This is a genomic window from Synechococcus sp. MIT S1220 (assembly GCF_047303025.1).
Taxonomy (GTDB): Bacteria; Cyanobacteriota; Cyanobacteriia; order PCC-6307; family Cyanobiaceae; genus Parasynechococcus.
In genome coordinates this window covers 223156-235174 of sequence record NZ_CP138939.1, presented here as the reverse complement: position 1 = coordinate 235174, position 12019 = coordinate 223156, and the positions used below count along the sequence as shown (strand labels likewise).

The window sequence follows — 12019 nt, the reverse complement described above, 5'->3', positions numbered from 1 at the left end:
AGCATGGTGAGCTGAGTGAAGGCTGTTGCGCGGCGATTAATCATGGGTGTTGCGCTTCCTTCCATGCTGTCCTGATGCCCGAGCTGATCCGCTACGCGGGAGAGCCTCTTGGAGCCAAACCCCATGTGGTGGTGTTGGGGTCATGCAAGATCGGAAATTTTGTTGTCACCACACCAGCCTTGCAAGGATTGCGTCATCGCTTCCCGGATGCGGTGATTGGTTTTGTCGGCAGTGAGCTGACTGCCGACTTTGAGCAGGCGCTCTCCAGCATTGACTGGCGGTGCAGTTGGGATCGTCCGGGGACCCTTGCAGGATTGGAGTTGTTGCAGGAGATTGCTGAGCGCCGTCAGCAGCACGGTGATGTCGCCTTGGCCGTCAACTTTGATGGCTTCAATCCCGTCACCACCGCTTTGGTTCCCCGTTTGGAGCCCCGTTACGTCGCCGGTGGCTCACTCACGGCTGATTTGCGACGGCGCTTGCCCTGGGGCGAGAGGCCCCAGCAGCGGTTCTTAGAGGATTCCGATTGGGATAGCCCGGAGTTTTTGAAACGCTATTCCGGGTTGTTCAGCAGCAATTACATCGCTGAATTGTTTTGCCATCTCACCTTCGTACAGGAACATGTGGATCCAACGGCAATCACGCTTCCCGCCCGTGCACCTGCTTTTTCCGTACCGGATCTCTTGATTCATTGCACCACGGCCAGGTCCGCCAAGGTTTGGTCGTTTGAGGCCTGGCGTGAGGTGATCGTGTCTGCATCCGCGATGGGCTGCAGCATCGGTTTGTTGGGCAGCCCACCGGCGGCTCAACGCGATATCTATAACGCCGGGGGGGCGAAGAGTCGTTGTTGCGTTCGACAGATTTAATTGATTTAAGGGGGAAAACAACCCTGATCGAACTCGCCGGAGCGTGTCGTCAAGCGCGGGCCGTGATCAGTGTGGATGCTGGGCCCCTCCACATCGCCGCTGCGGTGGGAACACCCACGTTGGCGGTGGTTGGTAACGACGTGGATGGCGTGGGGGCCAGTCCGATCAGGCTGTGGCAGCCCCGATGCTCCAATGTCGAACGCACCGTGTCGAACCACCACTGCAGCGTCTGTGCTGAGCACCGATTTGGTAATGACGATTGCCTTGTTGAAGGCCATCCCTGCATGCAGGGCGTCTCAGCGCAATCAGTAATTGATTGGTTAAGCACCATACTGTCTAAATCGCATTGATGGTCACCAAGATGGTGATCATGCAGATGTTGAGCGGGTCTCATAAATGGGAGCCCTTGCTTGTTCAAATCGGTGGCGTTTCCAGAGTTCGTCTTGATGGCGGACCATTAAAAATCGGTAGTGCTCAGGAATCGGTTTCATCAGTTTGAAGAGTGGAAGAAGCAGTCCTGATCCCGCTTGTTCCAGCGGACCACTCAGCACAAAGTCCGGTGTCCACTGCCGTTCCTGCCAGTAGGCAAGAGCACGTTGTGCCTGGTGTTGCGTTAGGGCATAAAAACCTGAGTGCGGGTTGGTGGCTCGATAAAAACTTCTGACCCCCAGGGGCCAATTCACTTCGGCCCGTTCCCCGGTATCCCAGAACAGATCCGGCCGACCGCCATCCGGATCACCCGAAAGAATCACATCACCCTTGCCGGGAATCTGTTCACACCGGTGCGGTAAAAACACATAGTCACCACCACTGAGTTCAACAAGGTGGTTGATCTTGTGAAATAGCTCGGGATCCTCAATGGCCAGGTCGTCTTCGCTGTAAGCAACCATGTCGTAATCGGCGGATTGTTCGAGAAGCCGTTTGGATGCGGCCATGGGAACTTGCATCGGATCTGCCACCTCTGGATCGATCCGTTTGATCTGTTCAGGTAGTTCGCCAAGATCGTTGACCAGGGTTTGGCCGGCAGGGGTTATGACGTGAATGGTGAGATCCAAGCCGAGGCTGCACTCTTGGGCTCGAGTCACCACAGATTGCTTCAGCCCGAGGGAGGCGTGAATCCAGTGGCGTTGGCCAAGCCGCAGCAAATTGCCAATGGTGGCCTCACGCAGAGCTGCCAGTTTGCGGGGGCGTTTTTCAGCCGTCTGAGACGAGTAGAGCGATCCGTCCCGGGGTGCGAACACATGGGGCATGGTGAGCAGCACACGCACGCTGCAGCTCCGCGATAGGTGCTCAGCGTATGGCGTTCTCCCTTTCAAGAATTGCGTTCAGCTCCTTGAAGACGCTGCTCCAGTCGTTCAAGGCGGTTTTTTGGATGGTGGTGCAACGCGGATACCAGCGTTGCCCCTGGCGTCCGTAATGCCACCGCCAGTCCTTCACCCATGGCAGCAACACGATCACAGGGACACCGAGCGCCCCCGCCAAATGGGCGACAGCAGTGTCCACACTGATCACCACATCGCAGCCCAAGATCCATTGAGCCGTGGTGCACCAATCCGCAGAGTCGGGGAGTTCTGCGGCGAAGGCGGATCGGTGTTGGTGGCGGCTGGTGTGCTCTCCTCGTTGCAGGCTGATCAGCTGATCGTGTTCTAAGCGCGTTAGTCCATCCAGCAAAGAGGCCAGGGGGATGCTCTTGCGCTGATACAGGCTTGGATCGCCAGGGTTACTGGCCCAACACATCCCAATGCGTCGCCCTGGAGGCAGTGGTGGGAGCGGATTGTTGAGCCGATCCTGTTGAAGCCTGAGATACGGGTGGCTGCAATTCACCGCTTGGTCGAGTGTGGGGTCCAGAAGCCGACACAGGTTCAGAACTGTGATGAAGCGTTCGATCCCATTCCAAGCGTCCGCATCAGAATTCACGACTTCCAGGTGCTCTGGAGCGACGACGTGCAGCCAATGCCTCATGAGTGTGATGAGTTCTGGCTGGACCGCGAGGCGTATCCGATAGCCGGTTGCGATGAGTTGGGGCACATAGCGGCAGAACTGAATCGCATCACCCTGACCCATGTCATTCCAGATCAGAAGGAGATGGCTGTCGGAGTCGTCCAGACCACGCCATTGATGCTGAATTAGGTTCTGATCTTGGAGCTGCTGTTGGTACCAAAACCATCCGTCACAGAGGTCTTTCTGCTCAAGACGAAGAAAGGCGAGGTTTTTGGTTGCCGATCGAATAGTGCCGGAATCGCCACTGTTTAAAGCCAGACGACAACATCGTTCGGCCGCCTGAAGTTGATTCCTTGCATGAAAGGAGAAGCCCAAGTTCACAAGCACCCTGCCGTCTTGGGGGGCGAGCAAATGAGCGGCTCTTATCTGGTTGCGCGCCTGCAGAAGGTTTCCTTGTTCAAGTGACTTCAGACCTTGATCGTTCCAACGTGCAGCTTCGTTCAACAGAAACGGTGAGTGATCATGTCCTTGCATGGCTGATTGGCTGATTGGAGAGATGCAGAGCCCAGATGACGTCCTCCTGATCACGCTGGATTCTTGTCGCTACGACAGCTTTCGTCGCGCCGATACCCCCGCCTTCGATCGCCTCGCGCCCCTTCACAAGGCCCAGGCCCCTAGCTACTTCACGTACGCCTCGCATGCTGCGATCTGGGTTGGCTTCACCCCGGGTGTGGCCGAGAGCGATCAGCCTTGGCTCAACCCCAAGCGAGGCAAGTTGTTCCGGCTGGCCCAAGGCGGTTTTTCCGGAGGGTGTGATGGTTTCACGTTGCAAGGATCCAGCATTGTCGAAGGATTTCGACAGCGCGGCTACCTCACAGTTGGTAGTGGTGCTGTTGCCTGGTTCAACCCCGCCACGCCCACGGGCCGCTTGCTGGGCGAACCGTTTGAGCATTTCTGGTATTCAGGAAACGTCTGGAGTCTGCAGCGTCAATTGGCATGGATCGAGGCCACCCTGGCGCAGCATCGCAAGGCCGGTCAGCCCCTGTTTCTGTTCCTCAATGTGGGCGAGACCCATGTTCCTTACTGGCATGAAGGGGCTGATTGGCCGCGGCAGCCCTCCCCCTGTGTGCCCTTTGGGGGAGAGGCCTGCTCGCGCCGTGCCAGCAGACGCCGTCAGCGCCGTTGCCTGGAGTGGGTGGATGGGCAGCTTGCGCCATGGCTCGACCGCTTCGCCCAAGCCACCGTGCTGGTCTGCGCCGATCACGGAGATTGCTGGGGCGAAGAAGGCCTTTGGGAGCATGGCATCAGCCATCCCGCCACGCTGACGGTGCCGTTATTGATTCGCCACCGGGGCAAGGCTTTAGGAGACGCCTAGGGTCGGCGCAAGTGCAATGGCAGAGCGGCATCGGTGATCGGGCGCTGGAGATCAACCCCGCAGTTGTCGGTCGTGGTGATCGCTTACAACATGCAGCGCGAGATCCAGCGGACGCTCCACACCCTGGGCGCGAACTATCAGAAAGAGTGCGACATCGATCAGCTGGAGGTGATCCTTGTCGACAACGGCTCCACCATTGCTCTCGACGCCTCAGCGTTGAAGCGTTCATTTGCGGGACGGCTGCGCGTGTTGCGGCGCGAACCTGATGGCGTCTCACCAGTCCCTGCCGTGAATCAGGGGGTGGCGATGGCGCGGGGGCGTTGGGTGGCTGTGATGGTGGATGGAGCGCGCATGGTTTCGCCTGGTTTGCTGGGCTGGATGCAGCGGGCTTTTCGGCTCGAACCTCAGGCCTTCGTCACCACCCTGGGCTGGCACCTCGGTGAGGAGCCCCAGAACACCGCGATGACCAAGGGGTACAACCAGGCCTTGGAGGATCGCCTGCTTGCTTCATTTGATTGGCAAACAAACGGTTATCGCCTGTTTGATCACTCCTGTCTGGCCCTCTCCTGCCGGCAGGGTTGGTTCTCCTCGATTGCGGAGAGCAATTGCTTTGCGTTGCCGAAACGTGTGTTTCATCGTTTGGGGGGCTTTGACCCCCGCTTTGTGAGTCGAGGCGGCGGCTTGGTGAATCTGGATTTCTTTCGCCTCGCCTTGGCCGCTCCAGAGTTGCGGCCCGTGCTGCTGCTCGGAGAAGGCAGCTTCCATCAGTTCCATGGCGGTGTAGCGACGAATGTGCCGTTGCAGGACCATCCTTGGCAAACCTTTCAGGCGGAATACCGCGCCATCCGCGGCATGGACTACGCCGAGCCCCACTTCGATCCCCTCTACCTCGGCCGTCTGAGCCCCCAGGCCCGGCGTTTTCTGCCGGGGGGTTGAGCGTGAAGGCCATGCCCGCTCCTACGGTTTTGTTCATCTCGGCCCAGCCCGGATCCGTTGGGCATATTTATCGGGTCACCAATCACGTGGAACGCTTGCGGGAGCAAGGGTTTGCGGTGCATGTGCTACCACCGCCTGGGGCGAACGCCGCGATTGAAGCATTGCCACGGATCAGGGCTGTGGTGGTTTTTCGGCCCACTCACGATGCCGACTTCCAGGAGTGGCGCCTGGGCACCCAACGGCGTGGTGTGCCGTTGTTGCTGGATCTGGACGATCTCACCTTTGATGCGGAGTTGCTGGAGCGGGGCGAGTGGCCTTACTGGCAGAGCCTTTCCGAAGCAGGCCAACGCCACTGGCATCAGCGCTTTGTGGATCAAGATCGGGCGCTGCTGCAGGCCGATGGGGCGATTGTGAGCACCGAACCCCTCGCCGACGCGGTGCGTGCCCGAGGGCAGCGGGCATGGGTCTGGCCCAATGGGTTTGGTCAGCTGAGTTGGGAAACGGCGCGTGCGGCGCGTCAGTCCGAGGGCGACGACGACAAGGCGCTGATTCGGATTGGTTACGCCTCCGGTACACCCACCCATGCGGCGGATTTCGCCGAGATCGCACCGGCCCTGGCCGTGGTGTTGGAGCGCCATCCCCAAACGCGCCTGTGTGTGGTGGGTGCCCTGGATCTGGGGTCCTACCCAGCATTGCAATCCTGGGCGGGGCGTCTTGAGGAGCGGCCTGTGGTGCCCTATCCGCAGTTGCCGTCTGAGCTTCGTCGTTTCACGATCAATGTCGCTCCCCTGCAGATCAACAGTCGTTTCTGCCAGGCCAAAAGTGCCTTGAAATTTTTTGAGGCAGCCGCCGTAGGCGTCCCCAGCATCGTGTCGGCGACGGTTCCGTTCGCATCATTGGTCCGTCACCGCCGCAACGGCTGCTTGGCCTCATCCCAGCAGGATTGGATTGCTTCCTTGGATTGGCTGATCAGTGATGCGAGAGCGCGCCGCCGCCTTGCCCGCCGCGCCCTGCGAACCGTGCGCCGCCACTGTTCCCCAGCGGCCCAGGGGCGTTGTTTAGAAGCTCTTCTGGCCGGAGGGCTGTTTGCTGAGTCGCATCCCAGCTGAGCAAGACTGCTTGGGTCTGGCTCAACGCCATGTTCGTCACCGGTTGCCATCGCTCCGGCACATCCCTTTTGGCTTCTTTGGTGCGAGGGCTGCTGGATCGTGATGCCCCCGCCGGCGAGGAGCTCCCGCCTGCCCTCGACAATCCCCGTGGTTTTCAGGAATCCAAACCGCTGAATCAGCTCAACAACCGCTTGTTGGAGCTGGCGGGTTGTCGTTGGGATCGCCCGCCTTTACTGCCACCTGATTGGTCGTCGGCGCCTTTTTTTCAGGAGCTCTTTGACGCGCGGGACCGCTTTGCTTCATTGGCCTTGAAGCGCGACTGGGTGGAGAAGAACCCGCGCCTCTGCATCACGGCGGGCGCGATGGAGCACCTGCTGCTGCGGCGTGTGCCGATGCTGGCGGTGCTGCGTGAACCCCAGGCGGTGGCGGTGTCGCTGTTTCGCCGCAACGGCATGCCCCTGGAGCAGGGGTTGATGCTCTGGTTTTTGTACAACCATCACTTGGCGGCGTCCCTCCAGCCAGACGACCTCGTGCTGAGTTTCCGCGATCTCAAGGCCGCTGGAGATGTTCTGCAGGGTTGCTTAGCGGCATTTTTGAAGCAGCACGGCTTAAGTGTGGTTCCCCTGGATTCCGACGTGCTGGCGGACCGGATTGATCCTGAGCTCGACCGGGCCGGTGGGGTGCCGCTGCGCTTGGAAGGTCGGGAGCAGGCCCTGGCGGCCAATTGCCTGGAGCGATATGAGGCCTGTCTGGCGTCTGGTGTTGGCATTGACCGCTTCAAGCAGGTTTTTGCTGATTTACCGGCTGCATTGCTGCCGGTGCTCGGCCAGCGCGGCCAGTGGCAGTGGCATTCCGGTGGTTAAGCCCCGGGTTTGCTCCGCCGATCTGGCCAGCTCCGCAGACCTCAAACTGGTCGGTCAACTCCTGGCGCGCTGGAGGGCAGAGGGGCCTCAGGTGGTGCGCCACGAGCTTGCCTCTCTTCCCAAGCGTGGGCCGCTGATCGAGGAAGTGCGACTCCGCTTGGAGGGAGTACCCGGGCCGCGGCTGTTGGTGGATGGCCTCTGGTGGACACGTCCGTTTGGGGGGGTGACCCGGGTCTGGGAACAGATCCTTCGGGTTTGGCAGCTTCCGGGTCTGATCACCCCTGCGGCCCCTGTGGCCCTCATCCGGCGAGGCGACGAAATTGCGGCGGCGGATGGTCATTTCAGCCTCCCAGGCCTGTCGGTTGATCCGCTCGACCATGGCGCTGTGATGCGTCTTGGCGGTGAGAATGCCTGCTTTGCGAGTTCGTGGCGGGCGGATATGTTTCTGTCGTCATGGACCTCGCTTTGCGGGGACATCAACGACCAAGCGGCTTGGCCGGAGTTGGCCTTGGTGCATGACTGCATGCCCGAGCGCTCCCGTATGGATCCAGCGCAACAGCAGCTGCGCCGTTCCTGGTTGCTGAGGGCGATGCGATGCCTCGCCGTATCGGCCGACACCGCCCGGGATCTTGAGGGATTGCGTCGCTGGATTCCCGCTCCGGTGCCTTGGTGTCATCCGGGATCGGACCTCGGTGTTGCTGAGGATGCGTTGGTGCTGCCTGTGAACAAACCGTATGTGCTGCTCCCTGGGACCAGCAGGGTTGGCTCCTACAAAAACCCTGAGCTGGTGGCGCGAGCCTTGCGATCTGCAGCCTTGCTTCCCCTACAGCTTGTGATCACGGGGTTGGATGCCCAGCGGCATGGGGAGGAGTTGGAACAACGTTTCCCCCATCTGAAGGGACGCTGGCAGGCCATCGGTTGCAGTGATGCACAGCTTCGCCTGTTGTATCGGGGGGCTCTGGCCGTGGTGATGCCGAGTCGGATTGAGGGGTACGGACTTCCCGTCTTGGAGGCCCTGCAGTGTCGCGCCACAGTGTTGTCCGGGGATTCCAGAGGATTGCGTGAGGCTGGCGCCGGTGCCGTCATGCGCTTTGACACTGAGACTCCTGCCCAACTGTCGGCTCTGCTGGAGATGCTGATGGATGCTTCGAGCGGCAGTTGGTTGCAGCCGATTCTTCAGCGTCGGCGCCAGGAACGGCTTGAGCAGATGGTCCCTGGATGCCTCGGGTTGGCGTTATTAGCGATCGCAAGGACCTGTCTCAGACAGTGACTGATCTAGAGCGTCAGTCCATCCATGACCACCCAAATCCATAACGCTGCTTGACGGCCCTCGCCGTCGGCTCCAATTCTTCCCTCAGGCGAGCCCGGATGGCCGGATTAATGGTTGACGCTTCTCCCACGCCGGCATTGGCTCTGGGTAGTGCTGAGGGTAGTTGCATCACAGCAAGGCCCAGGAAGTCCAACAGTTGCTCCCAAACGACGTTGGGTTGATCAAACAAATCTTCGCTGCGAAGCACAAGCAGCTGCTTTTTTGGGAATAACGCGAGGTAGCGGTCGAGCTGTTCGATGTAACGACTTCTGCTGACATAACTGTGTTTTTGAAGGCTGTAAGGGTCCCCCGTGGCGAGCCTGGCCTGTTCAGCATCGAGAGCATCGGCAACATCAAGGGATTCGAAGCCGCGTCTCTTAGCGTGAAACACCTGAGACAGCGCACGCTCCACGGGATCTCTCAGTAAGACGATCAATTTGACCGTTGGAAGCAGCGCGTGAATGCGGCTTGGGACATCAGGGTGAAACAGGTAGTAAGGGGAGATTTCCCCGCACATCTCGTCGTCCCTTGCATGCGCGAAATGGGCGGCGTACCAATCGATCGATTCGTGGTGGCGCAGATCGAAGTAATGAACTTCTTTGCAAGCTGGCAGCACAAATCTGGGATCTGCAGCGAGCAAGGTGTGAAGCGTCGTTGTTCCTCCTTTCTGGGTTCCCAGACCAAGAAAGTCAGGCAAGCGCTGCGTCATGCTCCAACCCTAGAGACCAGTAGTGCTCGGTAGGCTGCTCCCACGATTCCGGTAGCCGCCGTCACCATGCTCAAGCTCCTGCTGGGTGATCCCAATGCCCGCAAGCTGAAGCGCTACCAGCCAGATGTCACGGAGATCAACCTGCTGGAGGAGGACATTGCTCCTCTGAGCGATGACGACCTGCGTCGCAAGACCGCTGAATTCCGAGAGCAGCTGGCCAATGCCGGCAGCCTCACCAATCAACGGACATTGATGCAGGAGCTGCTGCCGGAAGCCTTTGCGGTGGTGCGGGAGGCCGGCAAACGGGTCTTGGGAATGCGCCACTTCGATGTGCAGCTGATCGGCGGCATGGTGCTGCATGAGGGTCAGATCGCTGAAATGAAGACCGGCGAAGGCAAAACCCTGGTGGCCACCCTGCCGAGTTACCTCAACGCCCTCACCGGACGGGGCGTTCACGTGGTGACGGTGAACGACTACCTGGCCCGCCGCGATGCGGAGTGGATGGGCCAAGTGCACCGATTCCTGGGGTTATCTGTTGGATTGATTCAGCAGGACATGCGGCCTGAGGAGCGCCGACGTAACTACGCCTGTGATATCACTTACGCCACCAATTCTGAGCTTGGCTTTGACTACCTCAGAGACAACATGGCTGCCGACATCTCGGAGGTGGTGCAGCGGGAATTTCAGTACTGCGTCATCGATGAGGTGGATTCGATCCTGATCGATGAAGCCCGTACGCCCCTGATCATCTCCGGACAGGTGGAACGGCCCCAGGAGAAATACCAGCAGGCGTCCCAGCTGGCTGCATCCCTGGAGCGGGCTGCTGAGATGGGCAAGGACGGTATCGACCCCGAGGGGGATTACGAGGTGGATGAAAAGCAGCGCAGCTGCACGCTCACCGATGAGGGCTTCGCCAAAGCCGAGCAGATGCTCGGGGTTCAGGACCTTTACGACCCACAGGACCCCTGGGCTCACTACATCACCAACGCCCTCAAGGCGAAGGAGTTGTTCGTCCGCGATGTGAACTACATCGTTCGCGATCAGGAGGCGGTGATTGTTGATGAATTCACCGGTCGGGTGATGCCTGGCCGCCGCTGGAGCGATGGTCAGCATCAGGCGATTGAGGCGAAGGAAGCACTGCCGATTCAGCCGGAAACCCAGACGCTTGCGTCGATCACTTACCAGAATTTCTTTCTGTTGTATCCGCGCTTGGCGGGCATGACCGGAACCGCCAAAACTGAAGAAGTGGAATTCGAGAAGACTTACAAACTCGAAACCACGGTCGTTGACACAAACCGGCCCCGTGCCCGCCAGGATTGGGCCGACCAGGTCTACAAAACAGAGACGGCCAAGTGGCGCGCAGTGGCCAATGAAACCGCTGACATTCACCGCAAGGGACGGCCCGTGCTAGTGGGAACTACATCCGTTGAGAAGAGCGAGCTGCTCAGTTCACTGCTGGCGGAGCAGGACATCCCCCACAATCTGCTCAATGCCAAACCGGAAAACGTTGAGCGGGAGTCGGAAATCGTCGCCCAGGCCGGCCGTGCCGGTGCAGTGACGATTGCCACGAACATGGCCGGGCGCGGCACCGACATCATTCTCGGTGGCAACAGCGATTACATGGCCCGCCTCAAATTGCGGGAGGTTCTCCTTCCCCGTTTGGTGAAGCCGGAGGAGGGCCACAAACCTCCAGTTCCTTTGCAGCGCAGCACAGCAGCAGGCTTTGCAGAGGGGGCAACGGCGCTGGCCTCTGCTCGCGTTAGCGAGAGCCTCTATCCCTGCACCCTCACCGATGAAACTGACCAGTCATTGGCGGGCCTGGCCCGCGACCTAGTCAAGGCCTGGGGCGATCGGGCCTTGAGCGTGATTGAACTGGAGGAGAACATCGCTACCGCGGCGGAAAAGGCCCCCACAGACGACCTCCAGATTCAGGCGTTGCGAGACGCGATCGCCCGTGTGAAAGGCGAGTACGACGCGGTGGTGGACCAGGAGGAAGAGCAGGTTCGCCAGGCGGGTGGTTTGCATGTGATCGGCACCGAGCGCCACGAATCCCGTCGTGTCGACAACCAGCTGCGGGGGCGGGCTGGCCGTCAGGGCGACCCTGGCTCCACCCGCTTCTTCCTGTCCCTCGGCGACAACCTGCTTCGCATTTTCGGCGGTGATCGGGTTGCCGGATTGATGAATGCGTTTCGGGTGGAGGAGGATATGCCGATTGAGTCCGGCATGCTGACGCGCTCGCTGGAGGGGGCGCAGAAAAAGGTGGAGACCTATTACTACGACATCCGCAAGCAGGTGTTCGAGTACGACGAGGTGATGAACAACCAGCGCCGGGCGGTCTATTCCGAGCGACGGCGCGTTCTCGATGGCCGTGCTTTGAAGAAGCAGGTGATCGGCTACGGCGAACGCACCATGAACGAAATTGTCGAGGCCTACGTCAATCCGGATCTACCACCAGAGGAATGGGACTTAGCGCAACTGGTGGGCAAGGTGAAGGAATTCGTGCATCTGCTCGACGATCTCACCTCGGATCAGATCCAGGGCCTGGGCATGGAGGAACTGAAGGCGTTTCTGCAGGAGCAGCTGCGCAATGCCTATGACATCAAAGAAGGCCAGATTGAGCAGCAACGTCCCGGGCTGATGCGGGAGGCGGAACGTTTCTTCATCCTCCAGCAGATCGATACTCTCTGGCGGGAACATCTCCAGGCCATGGATGCCTTGCGGGAATCCGTTGGCCTGCGGGGCTACGGCCAGAAAGATCCTTTGATTGAATACAAAAATGAGGGCTATGACATGTTTTTGGAGATGATGACCAATATGCGCCGCAATGTGATTTACTCGATGTTTATGTTTCAGCCAGCGGGGTCTGGCTCGACGGGAGCATCCTAATTTAATTGTTCAGATTCAAGGCTTAATT

11 protein-coding genes are annotated in these 12019 nt (G+C 59.6%); 8 read left to right on the top strand and 3 right to left on the bottom strand.

Features of this window, described 5'->3' with window-relative positions:
* The first annotated feature begins 74 nt into the window (after positions 1–74).
* Positions 75–863, top strand: coding sequence for a glycosyltransferase family 9 protein (locus SIB64_RS01220; protein ID WP_413441529.1), 789 nt, complete (start codon positions 75–77; stop codon positions 861–863).
* On the top strand, positions 842–1213 hold the full coding sequence (locus SIB64_RS01215; protein ID WP_413441528.1) for a glycosyltransferase family 9 protein: 372 nt from the start codon (positions 842–844) through the stop codon (positions 1211–1213). The genes SIB64_RS01220 and SIB64_RS01215 overlap by 22 nt, the downstream gene beginning before the upstream one ends.
* Positions 1214–1231: 18 nt before the next feature.
* Here the strand turns inward: SIB64_RS01215 and SIB64_RS01210 are convergent, their stop codons facing one another.
* Both SIB64_RS01210 and SIB64_RS01205 read right to left on the bottom strand, forming a co-directional pair.
* On the bottom strand, positions 1232–2131 hold the full coding sequence (locus tag SIB64_RS01210) for a hypothetical protein (protein WP_413441527.1): 900 nt from the start codon (positions 2129–2131) through the stop codon (positions 1232–1234).
* Between the two features lie 22 nt (positions 2132–2153).
* The gene (locus SIB64_RS01205; protein ID WP_413441526.1) at positions 2154–3338 is read right to left on the bottom strand and encodes a hypothetical protein; all 1185 of its coding nucleotides are present in this window, start codon (positions 3336–3338) and stop codon (positions 2154–2156) included.
* On the opposite strand from SIB64_RS01205, the gene SIB64_RS01200 reads away from it, so the two are divergent.
* Genes SIB64_RS01200 through SIB64_RS01180 form a run of 5 tightly spaced genes read left to right on the top strand, consistent with a single transcriptional unit; the run spans position 3337 to position 8357 of the window.
* Positions 3337–4179: a sulfatase-like hydrolase/transferase gene (locus SIB64_RS01200; RefSeq protein WP_413441525.1), complete on the top strand. Its 843-nt coding sequence runs from the start codon at positions 3337–3339 to the stop codon at positions 4177–4179. The genes SIB64_RS01205 and SIB64_RS01200 overlap by 2 nt on opposite strands.
* 33 nt (positions 4180–4212) lie before the next feature.
* Positions 4213–5115, top strand: coding sequence for a glycosyltransferase family 2 protein (locus SIB64_RS01195; RefSeq protein ID WP_413441524.1), 903 nt, complete (start codon positions 4213–4215; stop codon positions 5113–5115).
* A gap of 11 nt (positions 5116–5126) precedes the next feature.
* Positions 5127–6224: a glycosyltransferase gene (locus tag SIB64_RS01190; protein WP_413441523.1), complete on the top strand. Its 1098-nt coding sequence runs from the start codon at positions 5127–5129 to the stop codon at positions 6222–6224.
* A 29-nt stretch (positions 6225–6253) separates the two neighbouring features.
* Positions 6254–7087 carry a hypothetical protein gene (locus tag SIB64_RS01185; RefSeq protein ID WP_413441522.1) on the top strand — a complete coding sequence of 278 codons (834 nt, stop codon included), beginning with the start codon at positions 6254–6256 and terminating at the stop codon, positions 7085–7087.
* Positions 7014–8357 (top strand): glycosyltransferase, encoded by a 1344-nt coding sequence (locus SIB64_RS01180; RefSeq protein ID WP_413441521.1) that lies wholly within the window; start codon positions 7014–7016, stop codon positions 8355–8357. The genes SIB64_RS01185 and SIB64_RS01180 overlap by 74 nt, the downstream gene beginning before the upstream one ends.
* Before the next feature lie 13 nt (positions 8358–8370).
* Here SIB64_RS01180 and SIB64_RS01175 read toward each other — a convergent pair whose 3' ends face one another.
* Complete coding sequence (locus SIB64_RS01175; RefSeq protein WP_413441520.1) at positions 8371–9105, bottom strand: sulfotransferase family protein; 735 nt, start codon at positions 9103–9105, stop codon at positions 8371–8373.
* Between the two features lie 66 nt (positions 9106–9171).
* Here SIB64_RS01175 and secA point away from each other — a divergent pair, with 66 nt between their 5' ends.
* Entirely contained in the window at positions 9172–11991 is a 2820-nt protein-coding gene (gene secA, locus SIB64_RS01170) for a preprotein translocase subunit SecA (RefSeq protein WP_413441519.1), read from the top strand.
* Positions 11992–12019: the final 28 nt, after the last annotated feature.